This is a genomic window from Streptomyces sp. WAC03905 (genome assembly GCF_057371075.1).
The window spans coordinates 5,155,476-5,173,755 of record NZ_JBXYDZ010000003.1 but is presented as its reverse complement, the minus strand read 5'-3'; the positions used below and the strand labels follow the sequence as shown (position 1 = coordinate 5,173,755).

General features: G+C 71.6%; 13 protein-coding genes. 8 read left to right on the top strand and 5 right to left on the bottom strand.

What is annotated here, in order from left to right; translation table 11 throughout:
* Nucleotides 1-127: 127 nt before the first annotated feature.
* Nucleotides 128-1,531 (top strand): amino acid permease, encoded by a 1,404-nt coding sequence (locus tag AC2RP6_RS25815; protein WP_486448354.1) that lies wholly within the window; start codon nt 128-130, stop codon nt 1,529-1,531.
* Nucleotides 1,532-1,691: 160 nt separating this feature from the next.
* Nucleotides 1,692-2,348, top strand: coding sequence for a superoxide dismutase (locus AC2RP6_RS25810; RefSeq protein ID WP_030958438.1), 657 nt, complete (start codon nt 1,692-1,694; stop codon nt 2,346-2,348).
* 130 nt (nt 2,349-2,478) lie between these two features.
* On the opposite strand, the gene AC2RP6_RS25805 is transcribed toward AC2RP6_RS25810, so the two are convergent.
* Nucleotides 2,479-3,129, bottom strand: coding sequence for a mycothiol-dependent nitroreductase Rv2466c family protein (locus AC2RP6_RS25805; protein ID WP_486448353.1), 651 nt, complete (start codon nt 3,127-3,129; stop codon nt 2,479-2,481).
* Between the two features lie 140 nt (nt 3,130-3,269).
* On the opposite strand from AC2RP6_RS25805, the gene pepN (AC2RP6_RS25800) reads away from it, so the two are divergent.
* Together pepN (AC2RP6_RS25800) and AC2RP6_RS25795 are read left to right on the top strand one after the other, a co-directional pair.
* Entirely contained in the window at nt 3,270-5,825 is a 2,556-nt protein-coding gene (pepN, locus tag AC2RP6_RS25800) for an aminopeptidase N (protein ID WP_486448352.1), read from the top strand.
* A gap of 170 nt (nt 5,826-5,995) precedes the next feature.
* Nucleotides 5,996-6,958, top strand: a complete 963-nt coding sequence (locus tag AC2RP6_RS25795; RefSeq protein ID WP_486448351.1) for a hypothetical protein — start codon at nt 5,996-5,998, stop codon at nt 6,956-6,958.
* Here AC2RP6_RS25795 and AC2RP6_RS25790 read toward each other — a convergent pair.
* Both AC2RP6_RS25790 and AC2RP6_RS25785 read right to left on the bottom strand, forming a co-directional pair.
* Nucleotides 6,934-7,821, bottom strand: a complete 888-nt coding sequence (locus tag AC2RP6_RS25790) for a pyridoxamine 5'-phosphate oxidase family protein (RefSeq protein WP_486448350.1) — start codon at nt 7,819-7,821, stop codon at nt 6,934-6,936. The genes AC2RP6_RS25795 and AC2RP6_RS25790 overlap by 25 nt on opposite strands.
* Nucleotides 7,818-8,279 carry a VOC family protein gene (locus AC2RP6_RS25785; protein ID WP_486448349.1) on the bottom strand — a complete coding sequence of 154 codons (462 nt, stop codon included), beginning with the start codon at nt 8,277-8,279 and terminating at the stop codon, nt 7,818-7,820. Before AC2RP6_RS25785 ends, AC2RP6_RS25790 begins: the two co-directional genes overlap by 4 nt.
* Before the next feature lie 122 nt (nt 8,280-8,401).
* Between AC2RP6_RS25785 and AC2RP6_RS25780 the strand changes: the two genes are divergently transcribed.
* The 3 genes from AC2RP6_RS25780 to AC2RP6_RS25770 all read left to right on the top strand — a co-directional run bounded on the left by AC2RP6_RS25780 (nt 8,402) and on the right by AC2RP6_RS25770 (nt 13,917).
* Nucleotides 8,402-8,962 carry a CGNR zinc finger domain-containing protein gene (locus AC2RP6_RS25780; protein ID WP_486448348.1) on the top strand — a complete coding sequence of 187 codons (561 nt, stop codon included), beginning with the start codon at nt 8,402-8,404 and terminating at the stop codon, nt 8,960-8,962.
* A gap of 273 nt (nt 8,963-9,235) precedes the next feature.
* Complete coding sequence (locus AC2RP6_RS25775) at nt 9,236-12,559, top strand: S8 family serine peptidase (protein ID WP_486448347.1); 3,324 nt, start codon at nt 9,236-9,238, stop codon at nt 12,557-12,559.
* Between the two features lie 329 nt (nt 12,560-12,888).
* A complete protein-coding gene (locus AC2RP6_RS25770) occupies nt 12,889-13,917 on the top strand; it encodes an aspartate-semialdehyde dehydrogenase (protein WP_486448346.1) in 1,029 nt (342 codons plus the stop codon).
* Between the two features lie 57 nt (nt 13,918-13,974).
* Here AC2RP6_RS25770 and AC2RP6_RS25765 read toward each other — a convergent pair whose 3' ends face one another.
* Nucleotides 13,975-14,478: a DUF1203 domain-containing protein gene (locus tag AC2RP6_RS25765; RefSeq protein ID WP_486448345.1), complete on the bottom strand. Its 504-nt coding sequence runs from the start codon at nt 14,476-14,478 to the stop codon at nt 13,975-13,977.
* 139 nt (nt 14,479-14,617) lie between these two features.
* Between AC2RP6_RS25765 and pepN (AC2RP6_RS25760) the strand changes: the two genes are divergently transcribed.
* Nucleotides 14,618-17,215, top strand: a complete 2,598-nt coding sequence (gene pepN, locus AC2RP6_RS25760) for an aminopeptidase N (RefSeq protein WP_486448344.1) — start codon at nt 14,618-14,620, stop codon at nt 17,213-17,215.
* A 162-nt stretch (nt 17,216-17,377) separates the two neighbouring features.
* Here the strand turns inward: pepN (AC2RP6_RS25760) and AC2RP6_RS25755 are convergent, their stop codons facing one another.
* Nucleotides 17,378-18,277: a LysR family transcriptional regulator gene (locus tag AC2RP6_RS25755; protein WP_486448343.1), complete on the bottom strand. Its 900-nt coding sequence runs from the start codon at nt 18,275-18,277 to the stop codon at nt 17,378-17,380.
* Between the last annotated feature and the right edge of the window lie 3 nt (nt 18,278-18,280).

The following is an 18,280-nucleotide window of genomic DNA, read 5'->3' as shown; positions in this document are numbered from 1 at the left end:
GTACGGGGATGATCACGGCCGGTCATCCGGCTGTCCGGATAGCGGACGCAGACCATCCGAAGATCGGACAGGGGTGAGACTGGGGCACCTCATCCCGTCCCCCCGCACACCGGACAGGCACTTCCCCATGAGTCAGAGCACCCTGACGCCCCCCGAACCGCCGCGGACCGACTCCGGGTCCCCGCTCGGCAACGGCCTCAAGCAGCGCCACCTCTCGATGATCGCCCTCGGCGGTGTCATCGGCGCCGGACTCTTCGTCGGCTCCGGCGCCGGTATCGCGGCCGCGGGTCCCTCGATCGTCCTCGCCTACGCAGCGTCCGGACTGCTCGTGATGTTCGTGATGCGCATGCTCGGCGAGATGTCCGCCGCCAACCCCGCCTCCGGCTCCTTCTCGGTCCACGCCGAGCGGGCGATCGGCCCGTGGGCCGGGTTCACCGCGGGCTGGATGTTCTGGACGCTGCTGTGCGTGGGCGTGGCCATCGAGGCCATCGGCGCGGCGCACATCATGACGGGCTGGTTCCCGGGCACCCCCTCCTGGATGTGGGTGCTGGTGTTCATGGCACTGTTCTGCGGTTCCAACCTGGCCGCCGTCTCGAACTTCGGCGAGTTCGAGTTCTGGTTCTCCGCCCTCAAGATCGGCGCCATCGCCCTCTTCCTGGGCCTGGGCGTGCTGGCCGTCCTCGGCCTGCTGCCCGGCACCTCCGCCCCCGGTACCGCCAACCTGCTCCACGACGGCGGTTTCCTGCCCAACGGCGTGGACGGCCTGCTGGTCGGCCTGCTGGCCTCGGTCGTCGCGTACGGCGGGCTGGAGACGGTCACCATCGCGGCGGCCGAGTCGGAGGACCCGGTCAAGGGCGTGGCCAAGGCCGTGCGGACCACCATGTGGCGCATCGCCGTCGTCTACGTCGGCTCCATGCTGGTCATCGTCACGCTGCTGCCCTGGAACGACCCCGAGGTCAGCGAGCAGGGCCCGTACGCGGCCACCCTGGACCACCTGGGCATCCCGGCGGCCGGCGAGATCATGAACGTGGTCATCCTGATCGCCCTGCTGTCCGCGATGAACGCCAACATCTACGGTTCCTCGCGCATGGCCTACTCCCTCGTCTCCCGCGGGCAGGGCCCGAAGGCGCTGGGCAAGGTCACCGGCCGGGTGCCGCGCCGGGCGGTGCTCGCCTCCTCCGGCTTCGGCTTCGTCACCGTGCTGCTGTCGTACTGGTACCCGGACACCCTGTTCGCCTGGCTGCTGAACATGGTCGGCGGGGTCATCCTGATCGTCTGGGGCTTCATCGCCGTCTCGCAGTTCGTGCTGCGCCGCCGCCTGGAGCGCGAGGCGCCCGAGAAGCTCGTCGTGCGGATGTGGGGCTTCCCGTACCTGACCTGGGTGGCGCTGGCCGGGGTGGCCGGGGTCCTGGTGCTGATGGCGCTGGGCGACGACACCCGGGTCCAGGTGATCTTCACCGGCGGACTCACCGCCGCCCTCGCGGTGACCGGGTACGTGATGCAGCGCCGGAGGGCCGCCGCGGCCGTCTGACGGCCCCTCGACCCCAGGTGGGCCCCGTGCGAACGCACGGGGCCCACCTGCGTTTTACAGAGGTAACCCTTACGTGTGAGGTGGAATAGATGCTGCTAGCGTGCAGTTGCGCATTAATTGCAATTAGCGATTGGCACGCCGAGGGGACCGGATAACACGCATGGCCATCTACACGCTTCCTGAGCTTCCGTACGACTACGCGGCGCTGGAGCCGGTGATCAACCCGCAGATCATCGAGCTGCACCACGACAAGCACCACGCGGCCTACGTCACGGGCGCCAACAACACGCTGGAGCAGCTGGCGGAGGCGCGCGACAAGGAGAACTGGGGCGCGCTCAACGGCCTCGAGAAGAACCTCGCGTTCCACCTCTCCGGCCACATCCTGCACAGCATCTACTGGCACAACATGGCGAGCCCGAAGACCGGCGAGGGCGGCGGCGAGCCCACCGCTGCCGACGGCCTGGGCGACCTGGCCGACGCGATCACCGAGTCCTTCGGCTCGTTCGCGAAGTTCAAGAAGCAGCTGACCTTCGCCTCCTCCGCCACCCAGGGCTCCGGCTGGGGCGTGCTCGCGTACGAGCCCGTCAGCGGCCGTCTGGTCGTCGAGCAGGTCTACGACCACCAGGGCAACGTGGGTGTGGCCAGCACCCCGATCCTGGTCTTCGACGCCTGGGAGCACGCCTTCTACCTGCAGTACAAGAACCAGAAGGTGGACTTCATCGAGGCGATGTGGAACGTCGTCAACTGGCAGGACGTCTCCAAGCGCTACGCCGACGCCAAGGCGAACACCCCGCTGCTGATCCCCGTCAAGGGCTGACCGCCCCCGCGAGCCCGTCCGCCTCGTGATCGTCTTCTCAACTTTCACCGGCGGGCGTGTACAGCGGAAGACCCCCGTGAGGACGTGACTCACGGGGGTCTTCTGTGTCGCGGTGCGGTGCGGGCGGCGCCTACTCGAAGGACGGGCCCTTGGTGCGGGTCCGCTTGATCTCGTAGAAGCCGGGGGTGGAGGCGACGAGCAGGGTGCCGTCCCACAGCCGGGCCGCGGCCTCGCCGCGCGGGGTCGGGGTGACGACCGGGCCGAAGAAGGCGACGTCGCCCTCGCCGTCGGCGCCCGGGACGGAGATCACCGGGGTGCCGACCTCCTGGCCGACCCGGTCGATGCCGTTGTTGTGGGAGGCGCGCAGCACCTCGTCGTACTCGTCGGAGTCGGCGTACGCGAGCAGCTCGGCCGGCAGACCGACCTCGGCCAGCGCCTCGGCTATGACCTCACGGGTCGGACCCTTGTCCTCGTTGTGGATGCGGGTGCCGAGCGCGGTGTAGAGCTTGCCGGTGACCTCGTCGCCGTGCTTCTGCTGCGCGGCCGTCACCACGCGCACCGGGGCCCAGCCCTTGGGACCGAGCAGCTCGCGGTAGACCTCGGGCAGCTCGTCGAGCTTGTTCTCGTTGAGGACGGCGAGGCTCATCACGTGCCAGCGCACCTCGACGTCGCGGACCTTCTCGACCTCCAGCATCCAACGGGACGTCATCCAGGCCCAAGGGCAGAGCGGGTCGAACCAGAAGTCGACCGGGGTCTTCTCGCCCACCTGGGTCTCGGTCATGTCTCTCCTCGGTGTGGGTCTCAGGCGGAAAAAGGCATCAACGGCGCATGTCCTTCCGTGGCCAACCAGGACGCCCTCGCGCGCATTCCCCTCGTGCGAGGATTCGACGCAAGAACGCGATCACGCACGAAGGAGTGCAGGTGCCCGGAGAGAATCTGTCCCGCGAGGAGGCCCGCGAGCGGGCCGAGCTGCTGTCCGTCGACGCGTACGGGGTCGTCCTCGACATCCGGTCGGCGGTGGACGAGGCCGAACCGGCCGAGGGCCCCCGGACCTTCCGCTCGGTGACGACGATCCGCTTCCGGGCCGCCGTCCCCGGCGCCGCCACCTTCGCGGACCTGATCGCCCCCTCGGTGAACTCCGTGACCCTGAACGGGCGGGCGCTGGACGTGGCCGCCGTCTTCGACGGCTCCCGGATCGCCCTGGACGACCTGGCCTCCGAGAACGTCCTGGTGGTGGACGCGAACTGCGCGTACAGCCGGACGGGCGAGGGCCTGCACCGCTTCGTGGACCCGGAGGACGGCGAGGTCTACCTCTACACGCAGTACGAGCCGGCCGACGCCCGGCGGGTGTACGCGAACTTCGAACAGCCGGACCTGAAGGCGCCCTACCGCTTCGAGGTGACCGCGCCCGAGGGCTGGCAGGTGTGGAGCAACGGCGCCGAGGAGTCGCGCGAGGGGCAGACCCGCCGCTTCGCCGAGACCGCGCCGATCTCCACCTACATCACGTGCGTGGTGGCGGGCCCCTACCACTACGTGACGGACACCTACACCCGCGGGGACCTGACCATCCCGCTGGGCGCGATGTGCCGCAAGGGCCTCGCGAAGCACTTCGACGCGGACGACGTCTTCCTCGTCACCAAGCAGGGCTTCGACCTCTTCCACGAGATCTTCGACTACCCCTACCCCTTCGGGAAGTACGACCAGGCCTTCGTGCCGGAGTACAACCTGGGCGCCATGGAGAACCCGGGGATGGTGACCTTCCGGGAGGAGTACATCTTCCGCGGCAAGGTCACGCAGGCCTCCTACGAGCGGCGCGCGAACGTCATCCTGCACGAGATGGCGCACATGTGGTTCGGCGACCTGGTCACCATGAAGTGGTGGGACGACCTGTGGCTGAAGGAGTCCTTCGCGGACTTCATGGGCTCCTTCGGGCTGGTCGAGGCCACCCGCTTCGACCAGGCGTGGGTGACCTTCGCCAACAGCCGCAAGTCGTGGGCGTACCGCGCCGACCAGCTGCCGTCCACCCACCCGATCACGGCCGACATCCGTGACCTGGAGGACGCCAAGCTGAACTTCGACGGCATCACCTACGCCAAGGGCGCGGCGGTGCTCAAGCAGCTGGTCGCCTACGTCGGGCGGGAGGCGTTCCTGGAGGGCGCGCGCCGCTACTTCAAGGCGAACGCGTACGGGAACACCACCCTGGACGACCTGCTGTCGGTGCTCGGCGAGGTGTCGGGGCGGGACATGACCGAGTGGTCGCGGGCCTGGCTGCAGACGGCGGGCGTGAACGCGCTGACGCCGGTGGTGACCTACGACGCGGCGGGGCGGATCACCGAGCTCGCGGTCGTCCAGGAGGGCGACGAGCTGCGGCCGCACCGGGTCGGCGTCGGCCTGTACCGGCTGGAGCCGGACGGCGCCCTGGTCCGCTACGCGCGGGCCGAGGCGGACGTCGCGGGCGCCCGCTCGGTGATCGCGGAGCTGGTGGGGCAGGACCGCCCCGACCTGGTCCTGGTCAACGACGAGGACCTCACCTACTGCAAGATCCGCTTCGACGAGGGCTCGCTGGAGACGCTGCGCCGGCACCTGGGCGACCTGACGGATCCGCTGGCACGGGCCCTGAGCTGGTCGGCTCTGTGGAACCTGACGCGGGACGGCCTGATGCCGGCGCGCGACTTCGTCTCGCTGGTGCTGGCACACGCGGGCCGGGAGACGGACGTCGGCGTGCTGCAGATGCTGCACGCGCAGACGCACACGGCGGTCACGCACTACGCGGCCGCGGACCGGCGCGAGCAGAGCGACCGGGACCTGGCGGCGGGCGCGCTGCACGAGCTGCGCGTGGCGGAGCCGGGCTCGGAGCACCAGCTGACCTGGGCCCGCTTCTTCGCGGCGAGCGCGGCGACCGAGGGCGACTTCCAGCTGCTGCTGGGGCTTCTGGAGGGGTCGGCGCGGATCGACGGACTGGAGGTGGACCAGGAGCTGCGCTGGGACTTCCTGCTGCCGCTGGCCGCGCACGGCGCGGTGGACGAGGCCGTCATCGCCGCCGAACTGGCCCGCGACGACACGGCGTCGGGCAAGCGGCACCAGGTGCGGTGCCTGGCGGCGCGTCCCTCGCAGGCGGTCAAGGACCAGGCGTGGGCGGCGGTCGTCGAGTCGGACGCGTTGTCCAACGCGCTGGTGGAGGCGACCATCGCGGGCATGCAGCAGCCCTCGCAGCGGGGCCTGCTGGCCGCCCACGCCGGCCGCTACTTCGAGGTGATCGAGCGGGTGTGGGCGCAGCGATCGATCCAGATCGCGATGGACGTGGTGAAGGGGCTCTACCCCTCGCTCCAGGGCGACGCGGCCACGCTGGACGCCACGGACGCCTGGCTCGCGGGGCACGAGGACGCCGCCCCGGCGCTGCGCCGCCTGGTGCTGGAGTCCCGCGACGACCTCGCCAGGGCCCTGCGCGCCCAGGCCTGCGACGCGGCGGCCGGCTGACCCCACCTCCCGGGCCGACTGCGGGGGCGGTGCCCCCGCAGTCGGGTCACCCGGACGGGCGCACCTCATCGGCAGTCGAACGCCCGTACTTTAGCCCCGCCTTGTCCGCATTTGTCGACAGGCGTGTAACAGGGGTTAGCGAGGCCATGGCCTGAGGGAATCACCGCGTCATGAACCACAACGCACCCCTCCCCCTCGCCCACCTCACCGGTAACCGTCCCCGCGTGCTGACCCTCGCACAGCTGCGCGAGCACGGCGTGAGCGCCTCCGAGGCCTCCGAGCGGCCGTGGCGGCAGATCCTGCCCGGCGTGTTCCTGCTCCACGCCGGGCCGGCGACCAGCGAGGAGCGGCTGCACGCCGCGCTGCTGTACGCGGGGCGGCGCGGCGGGGGCGAGGCCATGATCACCGGGCTGGCGGCGCTGGCGCTGTACCGCTTCGCCTCCGCGCCCCCGCTGCTGGCCCTGTCGCACATCGACGTGCTGGTGCCGGGTACCCGGCGGCTGCGGTCCACCGGCGACGTGCGGATCGTGCGCGCGCGCACCGCGCCCCGGTCCCAGGAGGTCACCGGACTGCCCGTGGCACCCGTCGCGCGGGCCGTCGCCGACGCCGTCGCGCAGCTGTCCGACGCCGGCGCCGTGCGCCGGCTGCTGAGCGAGGCCGTCCGCAGCGGGCACTGCGAACCGGCGGCGATCGTGCGGGAGCTGACGGTGGCCCGGCTGCTGAGCCGGCCGCACGTGGTGGACGCGGTCGAGTCCCTCCTGGCGGAGGGCCGCGCGATGGCCGAGGACCGGCTGTACCACCTCGTACGCGGCTACGAGCTGCCCGACCCCGTCTGGAACGTGGACCTGCGGATCCCCGGCGGCCCGCACCTGGGCGGGGTCGACGCGTACTGGCCCGAGCACGCGGTGGCCGTGGAGATCGACACCCGCGCGCCGCGCCAGGGGGAGGACGAGGAGTGGTCCGAGTGCGTGCGCAAGCGGGAGACCCTGGAGCGGCTCGGGGTGACCGTCCTGCACATCACCCCGCGCAAGCTCCGCGACTGGCCCGAGCAGCAGGCCGCGGTCATCCGGACCGCCCTGACGGCGGCAGACGACCACGACCCCGCCGCCTACCTGGTGGTACTGCCCAGGTGAGGCGAGTACTCCGGGGTGCTCCACAGCAGTCGCCCCGGATGCACGGCCTCCACCACCGACTCCACCCGGAAGCGGGTGCGGCGGCCGCCGTCGGCCGCGAACTCCGTCCGGGCCCGGCCGCTGAGCTGGAGCACGGCCCCGCCCTCCCAGTCCGGGAAGAGCAGTCCCGCCCGCGGGTCGGCCGTCAGGTTCCCGAGGGTCAGGAACATCGCGTTCCCCGCGTAGTCCGGCCAGGCCAGCTCCGTCGGGGACAGCACCTCCACGAATCCCGGCAGACCCCCGCGGTGGCTGGCGTCGGCCCCGTCCGCCTCCGCCGTCGTGGCGACGAAGAAGGTGTCGGCCCGCCGTACGGCGCGCACCTGGCCGGGAGTCAGCGCCTCCCCGCGGCGCACCACCCCCGCCCCCTCCGCGACCAGCTCCAGCGGCTGCCGCTGCTGCAGGTACTTCGGGCAGTTGGCGAAGACCTGCTCGGCCTCGACGGCGAAGCCGCGGGGGGTCGCCGCGAGGGTTCCGTTCAGCCGCATCCGGCGCCGGGTGCGCGGGTCGAGCGCGATGGTCCCGATCCGCGTCCCGTCCGTGGCCAGGACCTCCGCGAGGGGATCCCCGACGGGGGCGCCTCCCGCGACGGAGACGCGGTGCGGACCGGTGGCCCGCACGAAGCCGGGCGGGCCCGTGAGCAGGGAGGCCCACATCCGGCCGGCGCCGTCGGCGGCGCCGACGACCAGGTGCGGCTGGAGCTCCAGGAAGGCCGCGGCGACGTCGCGGATGCCCGTACCGATCGAGCGGCCGACGTGCTCGGCCGGTCCGCGCACGCCGACCCGCTCCTGCACCGCCAGCGATCCCCAGTGGTAGACGCCGTTCATGAGAAGAATCCGCAGGTCGGCGCGCCCGCGGAGGGGGCGGGAGCGTCCTCGGCGCCGGTCGGTACGGAGATCTCCAGGCGGGTGCCGTCGGGGTCGTGGAAGAAGATGCCCCCGGAGGCCGCGCCCTCCCGGTGTGCGACGACCCCCTCGTAGGCGAACGCGACGCCCAGCCCGCGCAGCCGCTCCTCGTACGCGCGCACCTCCTCGACGCCCCCGGCCGAGAACGCCAGGTGGTGCAGTCCTGCCGCTGCCGGGGCGTAGGCCCCGTCGGCCTGCTGCCAGAGGGTGAGGACGAGCTCGCCGTCCCGGCCGAGGAAGGCGAAGCGACGGCCCTCCTCCTTGCCCTCGCCGAGCACCTCGAAGTCGAGGGCGTCCCGGTAGAAGACGAGCGAGCGCTCCAGGTCGGTGACGTTCAGGCCGACGTGCCCGGTACGGAGCGTGCTGATGGCGGTGGTCATGACGGGTCCTTCCCCGGAGGCCGTGCAAGGAGTTCTAACCTTCTATACTCACGTTAAAGGTTAGAGTCCCGAGCGTCAACCGCTCACGTACCCTTGAGGGGTTAGCGAGCGAGGAGACGGACATGACGACGGCGGACGCACGGCCCCTGACCGGGGAGCCGATCGCCCTCGACCTGCTGAACACGCGCTGGATGCGCGAGGGCGAGCGCGTCGACCTCTTCGCGGGGGCCTTCGGGCTGAGCCGGGTCGAAGGGCTCGCCATCTGGCTGGAGTCCACCGGCCTGGCCGGGCGCTTCCGGGCCGACGCCGCGACCCTCGTCCACCTGATGACCGCGCGCGAGGCACTGGCCCGCGCGGTGGCGGACCCGGCGGACGAGAGCGCCCGCGCGCTGGTCGACGGCGTACTGGAGCACGGCCGCATCCGCGCCACCCTGACCGCCGAAGGGCCGGGCGAGCGCGCCGAGTTCGACGACCCCTCCTGGGGGCCGGCCTGGACGGCCGCCCGGAACTACCTGGAACTGCTGGGCTCCGCGCCCGAGCGGATCCGCAAGTGCGCCTCCGAGAGCTGCGTGCTGCACTTCCACGACACCTCGCGCAACGGCACCCGGCGCTGGTGCTCGATGTCCGTCTGCGGAAACCGGGCGAAGGCCTCGCGCCATTACGCGCGCACGCGCGAGCGCTGACCGGTCGGAATCTGTCACACCTCCCTCGGCGCACGACCCTGCCCGGGTACCGACTTGGGGCCGCCAAGTCGATAAATCAACTCTTCCACCCCGATGGTTCGCACCACTGTGCCCGCATACGGTCGCACTGGCGGACGAGGCGCACTGGCGGGTCTCCGCCACCGTAGGTCTCGGTCGATGACATCCCTCCCCAAAGACCTGTCCCTTGAGGAAAGCTGACCGGTCATCCGGCACCGAAATCCGGACCGTATCTTTCACTTACCAGGGATGCTGATGACCCTCGAATCCCCCGGCTCCATACCCGGGGCCAGACGCGTCGCGCGCGTCGCGGCCGCGGCCGGCCTGGTCGCCGCCCTCGCGGCGACCGGCGCCGCGCCCGCGTTCGCGGCGACCGGCGCGGACACCCCGGGCGCCACGCCCGCGGTCAAGTCCGCCGACCAGAAGCTCGGTTCTGCCGACGTCGAGCTCCTCCAGGAGGCCAAGGCCAAGGGTGACGCGAACGTCACCGTCATGGTCGCGACCGCGCCCGGCCAGACCAAGCAGGTCGCCGACCAGCTGGACGCCGTCAAGGGCGCCTCGGTCGGCCGGACGTACGACAACCTCGGTTACGTGCGCGCCACCCTGCCGACCGGCCAGGCGGAGGCCGCGCTGAAGGCGGCCGCCAAGCTGTCCTCGGTGCACGGCATCGACCTGCGCCACGAGATCCAGCTGCCGGACCCGCGCCCCGACGCGGACCGGGAGACCGGTACGGTCAAGAAGACCGCGGCCGAGACGTACGCGGCGCCGGACAAGAACACCCCGGCGAAGAACCCGTACAACCCGTCCTTCGAGACCGGCGCGGTCGACTTCGTCGCGGAGAACCCGCAGGCCGACGGCCGCGGCGTGACCATCGGCATCATGGACTCGGGCGTCGACCTCGGTCACCCGGCCCTGCAGAAGACCACCACCGGCGAGCGCAAGATCGTCGACTGGGTGACGGCCACCGACCCGATCACGGACAACGACGGCACCTGGCGCGCGCAGATCACCCCGGTGACCTCCGCGGGCGGCACCTTCACCGCGGGCGGCCAGAGCTGGAAGGCGCCCGAGGGCAGCTTCCAGTGGAGCCGGTTCAGCGAGTCGATCACCGCCACCGGTGACATGGCGGGCGACGTCAACCGGGACGGGGACACCACCGACCGGTTCGGCATGCTCTACGACGCCGCCGCCGGCACCGTCCGCGTCGACACCGACCAGGACGGCGACTTCACGAACAACGAGCCGATGAAGCCGTACAAGGACGGCTACCAGATCGGCTGGTTCGGCACGGACAACCCGGCGACCGAGGTCGCCGAGCGGATCCCGTTCGTGATCGAGATCCGCAAGGACGTCCCGATGGACCCGCTGGGCGGGGACTGGGTCGGCAAGAAGGCCGACTTCGTCAACATCGGCATCATCGAGTCCGAGCACGGCACGCACGTCGCCGGCATCACCGCCGCCAACAGCCTCTTCGGCGGCAAGATGAACGGCGAGGCGCCCGGCGCGAAGCTCGTCTCCTCGCGCGCCTGCTCCTGGTCCGGCGGCTGCACCAACATCGCGCTGACCGAGGGCATGATCGACCTCGTCGTCAACCGCGGCGTGGACATCGTCAACATGTCCATCGGCGGCCTGCCGGCGCTGAACGACGGCAACAACGCGCGCGCCGAGCTCTACCGCAACCTCATCGACACCTACGGTGTCCAGCTGGTCATCTCGGCCGGCAACTCCGGCCCCGGTCTCAACACCATCGGCGACCCGGCCCTCGCGGACAAGGTCATCTCCGTGGGCGCCTCGGTCTCCAAGGAGACGTGGGCCGCGAACTACGGCTCCGGCGTGAGCACGAAGTACAGCATGTTCCCCTTCTCCTCGCGCGGTCCGCGTGAGGACGGCGGCTTCACGCCGACCATCAGCGCCCCCGGCGCGGCCATCAACACCATCCAGACCTGGCTGCCCGGCGCGCCGGTGAAGGAGGCGGGCTACACCCTGCCGGCCGGCTACGGCATGCTCCAGGGCACCTCGATGGCCTCGCCGCAGGCCGCGGGCGCGAGCGCGCTGCTGATCTCGGCCGCGAAGCAGCAGGGCATCAAGCTGACGCCGGCCTCCCTGCGGGTCGCGCTCACCAGCTCCGCCCAGAAGATCGACAACATCCCGGCGCACGCGCAGGGTTCGGGTCTGATCGACGTCCGCGGCGCGTGGGAGTCCATCCAGCGCGACGCCAAGGCCAACGAGTTCACCGTCAAGGCGCCGGTCGACACCGCGATCGACCAGTTCCTGAAGACCCCGGGCTTCGGCACCGGCCTGTACGACCGCGAGGGCGGCCTGAAGGTCGGCCAGAAGAAGGTCTACAACGTCGTCATCACCCGCACCACGGGCGTCAAGTACGGCACCCGGCACGACCTGAGCTGGCGCAACAACGACGGGACCTTCAAGGTCATCGGCGGCTACGACTACGTCACCCTGCCGCTGAACAAGCCCGTCACCATCAAGGTCGAGGCCAACGCCAAGACGGCCGGCGTCCACAGCGGCATCCTGCAGCTGGACGACGAGACCACCGAGGGCATCGACAAGCAGATCCTGACGACCGTCGTGGCTTCCGCCCCCCTGGCCGCGCCGTCGTTCACCCTGTCGCAGTCCTCCTCCGTGCAGCGCAACGCGCACAAGTCGTACTTCGTGACGGTGCCGCCGGGCGCCAAGAGCCTCGAGGTCGCCCTCGGCGGTCTCGCGGCGGGCGCCCAGACGCGCTTCATCGCGATCCACCCGTACGGCACCCCGGTGGACCCGACGGCCACGACCAACTGCTACCCGAACTACGACAACCCGGCGAACACCTGCCGCCCCGACGTCCGCTCGTACCCCGAGCCGACCCCGGGCGTCTGGGAGATCGAGGTCGAGGCCCGTCGTACGTCGCCGGTCCTGGACAACCCGTTCAAGCTGGACGTCTCCGTGCTCGGCGCGGCCTTCGACCCCGCGGTCAAGGTCCTGCCGGAGGTCAAGCAGGGCACCCCGGCCCCGGTCCAGTGGAGCGTCAAGAACGCCGGCGCGGCCATCTCCGGCGGCAAGCTCAAGGGCGGCCCGCTCGGTTCCGCGAAGGTCGCCAAGCCGACCATCGCGGGCGGTGAGACGCACACCACCGAGATCGCGGTGCCCGCTGGCACCTCCCGCCTCGACGTCGCCATCGGCAAGGTGTCCGACACCGCCGCCGACCTCGACCTGGAGGTCTACAAGGACGGCGTCAAGGTGGGCTCCGCCGCCGACGGCGACTCCGAGGAGGCCGTGAGCCTGGTGAACCCGGCCGCGGGCACCTACACCGTCAAGGTGATCGGCTACGCGATCCCGTCCGGTTCCACCACGTACGACTACCGCGACGTGTTCTTCTCGGCCGCCCTGGGCTCCGTCCAGGTCGACGAGGCCGCCGCGGTGAACCTCGCCACCGGCGCCACCGCGCAGGTCGCGGCGAACGTCCTGGTCACCAGCGCGGCCCCCGAGGGCCGTCAGTTCTTCGGCCAGGTCGAGCTGCTCAACGCCCGCGGCACCGCCGCCGGCACCGGCAGCGTGCAGATCGAGAAGGTCCTCCCGTAGCACCTTCCGCAGGGAACCCGAGGGGGCGGCGCTCTGGCGAGCACCGCCCCCTCGGGCCGTTCCCCGGGCCCCGGCGGATCCCGGGGACGGGTTTCGGCCTTCGGTCGATCATGTCCGGATAACGGACATCACAGATCGGCCGTTAACCGACCCCGACCAGGCAAAACGGTCGCCCGGAGGCCGTGAAACAAGGCCGCCGCGCACGCGTCACGGGTGTTCACATTCAGAACACCGTCCGGTCCTCGGACAATGGATTGGACAAGGCTCGTGGGGTCGAACGCATGATGGCCCCACGCGCGCACGCGACGTATGGATCAAGAGGAGTCAACGTGAGGGTCGGAATCGTCGGAGCCACCGGTCAGGTCGGCGCAGTCATGCGCGGCATCCTCGCCGAGCGCAAGTTCCCGGTGGACGAGCTGCGCCTGTTCGCCTCGGCCCGGTCCGCCGGTTCGACGATCGAGTGGGAGGGCCGCGAGATCACCATCGAGGACGCCTCCACGGCCGACTACTCCGGCCTGGACATCGTGCTCTTCTCGGCGGGTGGCACCACCTCCAAGGCCCTGGCCGAGAAGGTCGCCTCGCAGGGTGCCGTCGTCATCGACAACTCCTCCGCCTGGCGCAAGGACCCCGAGGTCCCCCTCGTCGTCTCCGAGGTGAACCCGCACGCGATCAAGAACCGCCCCAAGGGCATCATCGCGAACCCGAACTGCACCACCATGGCGGCCATGCCCGTGCTGCGCCCGCTGCACGCCGAGGCCGGTCTGTCCGCGCTGGTCGCCACCACCTACCAGGCCGTCTCCGGCTCCGGCCTGGCCGGTGTCGCCGAGCTCGACGGCCAGGTCAAGGCGGTCGCCGAGGGCGCGACCGGGCTGGTCCACGACGGCGGTGCCGTCGACTTCCCCGAGCCCGGCGTCTACAAGCGCCCGATCGCCTTCAACGTGCTCCCGCTCGCGGGCTCGATCGTCGACGACGGCTCCTTCGAGACCGACGAGGAGCAGAAGCTTCGCAACGAGTCCCGCAAGATCCTGGAGCTCCCGGAGCTCAAGGTGTCGGGCACCTGCGTGCGCGTGCCGGTCTTCTCGGGCCACTCCCTCCAGATCAACGCCCGCTTCGACCGCCCGATCAGCGTCGAGCGCGCCTACGAGCTGCTGAAGGACGCGGCGGGCGTGGAGCTCTCCGAGATCCCGACCCCCCTCCAGGCCGCCGGCAAGGACGCCTCGTACGTGGGCCGCATCCGCGTCGACGAGACCGTGGAGAACGGCCTCGCGCTGTTCGTGTCGAACGACAACCTCCGCAAGGGCGCCGCGCTGAACGCCGTCCAGATCGCGGAGCTGGTGGCCGACGAGCTGCGCGGCTGACCCCGCCCCGGCACGAAGGGAGGGCGGGCGCCGCACGGCGCCCGCCCTCCCGGCACGTCAGGGCCTGCGCACCTCGAACTGGAAGCAGCCGTACTCGGCGGCGCGCACGTGCACCAGGGCCACTTCGGGATCCTCGAAGGCGTCGGCCAGGGCCCGCTCGACCACCCCGTCGGGATCCTCCCCGAGGTCCAGGACCCGCCCGCCGAGGATGTGCCCGCGAGCGTCGTAGCGCCGGACGGTGCGGCTCACCCCGGGCCGGGCGAAGGGGTGTCCGCCGCCCGCGTCCGGCGGTCCGCCGCAGTCCTCGGCGTGGATGAAGACGGGTCCCTGCTCGTCGTAGGCGCCGGGCTCGGCCCCGGTCCGTGCCGCCCAGCGGCGCAGCGGCGCGTACGAGACGAGCGCGATCCGCTCCCCCGCCGTGCTGGTCCGCAGGCAGCACCGCAGCGGCGCCCCGCCCTCCCCGTCGGTGTGCGGGACGCAGTCGCGGCCCGCGTCGTCGCGTACGCGGAGCTCCGCGAGCGCCGTCTCCTCGATGGGCCTCGCCCGGAATCTGCTGGTCATGGCCACCAGCGTGCCGGGGAAGGCCGCCGGTGTCCGGCGGGTTCCCGACGTCGCGTTCGCCCGTGGATTACTCCGAGGCGGTGACCCGTCCCCCGTGGAAGGATGTGCGGGCAACGTCACCATCGAAGGAGATGACCGCGTGCCAGGCACGAATCTCACCCGTGAAGAGGCTCAGCAGCGTGCGAAGCTGCTCACCGTCGACTCGTACGAGATCGAACTCGATCTCAGCGGGGCGCAGGAGGGCGGGACCTACCCGTCCGTGACCACCGTGCGCTTCCAGTCGGCCGAGGCCGGGGCGGAGACCTTCATCGACCTGGTCGCCCCCGCGGTGCACGAGGTCGTCCTCAACGGCAAGTCGCTCGACGTCGCGGCCGTCTTCCGCGACTCGCGGATCGCGCTGGCGCACCTGGCGGCCGGGGCCAACGAGCTGCGGGTCGTCGCGGACTGCGCGTACACCAACACCGGTGAGGGCCTGCACCGCTTCGTCGACCCGGTCGACCAGCAGGCCTACCTCTACACCCAGTTCGAGGTGCCGGACGCGCGCCGCGTCTTCGCCAGCTTCGAGCAGCCCGACCTCAAGGCGACGTTCCGGTTCACCGTGACGGCCCCCGAGGGCTGGACGGTCATCTCGAACTCCCCGACGCCGGAGCCCGCCGACGTCAAGGACAACGTCTGGCGCTTCGAGCCGACCCCGCGCATCTCCTCGTACATCACGGCGCTCATCGTCGGCCCGTACCACGCGGTGCACAGCTCCTACGAGGGCCCCGACGGCCAGAGCGTGCCGCTCGGCATCTACTGCCGTCCCTCGCTCGCCGAGTTCCTCGACGCGGACGCGATCTTCGACGTGACCCGGCAGGGCTTCGACTGGTTCCAGGAGAAGTTCGCCTACGCCTACCCGTTCGCCAAGTACGACCAGCTCTTCGTACCGGAGTTCAACGCGGGAGCCATGGAGAACGCGGGCGCGGTCACCATCCGCGACCAGTACGTCTTCCGCTCGAAGGTGACGGACGCCGCGTACGAGGTGCGCGCGGAGACCATCCTCCACGAACTCGCCCACATGTGGTTCGGTGACCTCGTCACCATGGAGTGGTGGAACGACCTGTGGCTGAACGAGTCGTTCGCCACCTACACGTCCATCGCCTGCCAGGCCTACGCGGAGGGCTCGAAGTGGCCGCACGCGTGGACCACCTTCGCCAACTCCATGAAGACCTGGGCGTACCGGCAGGACCAGCTGCCGTCCACGCACCCGATCATGGCGGACATCCGTGACCTCGACGACGTCATGGTCAACTTCGACGGCATCACCTACGCCAAGGGCGCGTCGGTGCTCAAGCAGCTCGTCGCCTACGTCGGCATGGATGCCTTCTTCAAGGGCGTGCAGGCGTACTTCAAGGCGCACGCCTTCGGCAACACGCGCCTGTCGGACCTGCTGGGCGCCCTGGAGGAGACCTCGGGCCGCGACCTGACCGCCTGGTCGAAGGCGTGGCTGGAGACGGCCGGCATCAACGTCCTGCGTCCCGAGATCACCACCGACGCCGACGGCGTGATCACCGCCTTCGGCATCCGCCAGGAGGCGCCGCCGCTGCCCGCCGGAGCCAAGGGCGAGTCCACGCTGCGCCCGCACCGCATCGCGGTGGGCCTGTACGAGCTCCAGGACGGCGCGCTCGTGCGCACCGACCGGATCGAGCTCGACATCGACGGCGCGCTGACGTCGGTGCCGGAGCTCGTGGGCCGCGCCCGCCCGGCGGTCGTGCTGCTCAACGACGACGACCTGTCGTACGCGAAGGTCCGCCTGGACGAGGAGTCCCTCGCCGCGGTCACCGCGCACATCGGCGACTTCACCGAGTCCCTGCCGCGCGCCCTGTGCTGGGCCTCGGCCTGGGACATGACCCGCGACGGCGAGCTCGCCACCCGCGACTACCTCTCGCTGGTGCTCTCGGGCATCGGCAAGGAGTCCGACATCGGCGTCGTGCAGTCGCTGCACCGCCAGGTGAAGCTGGCCGTCGACCTGTACGCCGACCCTGCGTGGCGCGAGGAGGGCCTGGCGGCCTGGACCGCGGCCACGCTGGAGCACCTGCGTGCGGCGGAGCCGGCCGGCGACCACCAGCTGGCGTGGGCGCGGGCCTTCGCGGCGACGGCCCGCACCGAGGAGCAGCTGGCGTACCTGTCGGCGCTGCTGGACGGCTCGGCCGTCGTCGAGGGCCTGGCCGTCGACACCGAACTGCGGTGGGCGTTCCTGGAGCGGCTCGCCGCGACGGGTGTCGCCGACGAGGCGGCCATCGCGGCGGAGCTGGAGCGGGACGCCACGGCGGCCGGCGAGCGGCACGCGGCGACGGCGCGGGCGGCCCGCCCGACGGCCGAGGCCAAGGCCGCGGCCTGGGCCTCGGTGGTGGAGTCCGGCGACCTGCCGAACGCCGTGCAGGAGGCGGTGATCGGCGGCTTCGTCCAGACCGACCAGCGCGAGCTGCTGGCCCCGTACACCGCGCAGTACTTCGCGGCGGTCAAGGAGGTCTGGGAGACCCGCAGCCACGAGATCGCCCAGCAGATCGCGGTGGGCCTCTACCCCGCCCTCCAGGTCTCGCAGGAGACCCTGGACGCGACGGACGCCTGGCTGGCCTCCGCCGAGCCGAACGCCGCGCTGCGGCGGCTGGTCTCGGAGTCCCGCGCGGGCGTGGAGCGCGCGCTGAAGGCCCAGGCCGCAGACGCCGCCGCCGCTGCCGCTGCCGCTCAGGCGTAAGGGCCCCCGGGCTCTGCCCGCACCCGCCGGGGCGCTGTCTCCCGCGGGTGCGGCGCCCTGGCGGGGCCCTGCCCCCGGCTGAATTGCAGCCCGCCCGGCGTCGGAGGGCACGGGCGCGGAGCGCACGTACGGGGTCCGGGGCGGAGCCCCGGGAGCGTACCGTCAGGGTGCGGCGGCGACGGTCCGCAGGGCCGTGAGGACGTGCGCCACCGCGGGAGCGGATTCGGCCCCGCGGCGCACCGCCGCGATCACGTGCCGCGTCGGCCGGTCCCGCGAGAGCACCCGTACGGCCACGCCCGACGCCCGGCCGGACACCATCCGCGGGACCAGGGCCACGCCCATGCCCGCCTCGACCATGGCCAGGATCGCCGTCCAGCCCGACGCGGAGTGGGCCTGCTCGGGGACGAAGCCCGCCGCCTCGCACGCGCCCCGGGCAATCTCCGACCACGGGCCGCTGCCCCCGTAGATCCACGGGTCCCCGGACAGGTCCGCCAGCCTCAGGTCCGCCGCCTCCCGCAAGGGGTGCCCCGGCGGGAGCGCCACGTCGAGCGGGTCCTCCATCAGCGTGACCCGGGTGAACCGCCGGTCCCGCGCGGTCGGCGCGTGGGCGGCCAGCGACAGCGCCAGGTCCACGCCCCCGGCCGACAGCAGTTCGTACGACTCGGCCGCCTCGGTCTCCCGGACGCGGACCTCCACCCCGGGGTGGGTCCTGCGCAGCACCGCGACCGCCGGGACGACCAGCGCGGGCACGGCGGTGGAGAACGCGCCGACCCGGACCTCGCCGGCGTCCCCGGCGAGGTATCCGGACAGTTCCGCGTCGGCCCGCTCCAGCTGCGCGAAGACCGCCTCCGCGTGCCGCAGTACGAGGTGGGCGGCGGCGGTGAGGCGGACCCGCCGGCCCTGCGCCTCCAGCAGCACCACCCCCAGCTGGCGGGCGAGGTTGGTCAGTTGCTGCGAGACGGCCGAGGGCGTCATGTGCAGCGCCTCGGCCGTCCGGGTCACGGTCCCCTGTTCGGCGAGGGTCCGCAGGATCCGCAGCTTCTTGATGTCCCACTCGGTCATGGG

Coding starts and splice junctions, on each gene's coding strand:
- AC2RP6_RS25805 (WP_486448353.1), bottom strand. CDS start 3,129: ATGACCGAGACCCAGGTGGGCGAGAAGACCCCGGTCGACTTCTGGTTC.
- AC2RP6_RS25790 (WP_486448350.1), bottom strand. CDS start 7,821: ATGAACGGCGTCTACCACTGGGGATCGCTGGCGGTGCAGGAGCGGGTC.
- AC2RP6_RS25780 (WP_486448348.1), top strand. CDS start 8,402: ATGACGACGGCGGACGCACGGCCCCTGACCGGGGAGCCGATCGCCCTC.
- AC2RP6_RS25815 (WP_486448354.1), top strand. CDS start 128: ATGAGTCAGAGCACCCTGACGCCCCCCGAACCGCCGCGGACCGACTCC.
- AC2RP6_RS25795 (WP_486448351.1), top strand. CDS start 5,996: ATGAACCACAACGCACCCCTCCCCCTCGCCCACCTCACCGGTAACCGT.
- AC2RP6_RS25810 (WP_030958438.1), top strand. CDS start 1,692: ATGGCCATCTACACGCTTCCTGAGCTTCCGTACGACTACGCGGCGCTG.
- AC2RP6_RS25755 (WP_486448343.1), bottom strand. CDS start 18,277: ATGACCGAGTGGGACATCAAGAAGCTGCGGATCCTGCGGACCCTCGCC.
- AC2RP6_RS25775 (WP_486448347.1), top strand. CDS start 9,236: ATGACCCTCGAATCCCCCGGCTCCATACCCGGGGCCAGACGCGTCGCG.
- AC2RP6_RS25785 (WP_486448349.1), bottom strand. CDS start 8,279: ATGACCACCGCCATCAGCACGCTCCGTACCGGGCACGTCGGCCTGAAC.
- AC2RP6_RS25765 (WP_486448345.1), bottom strand. CDS start 14,478: ATGACCAGCAGATTCCGGGCGAGGCCCATCGAGGAGACGGCGCTCGCG.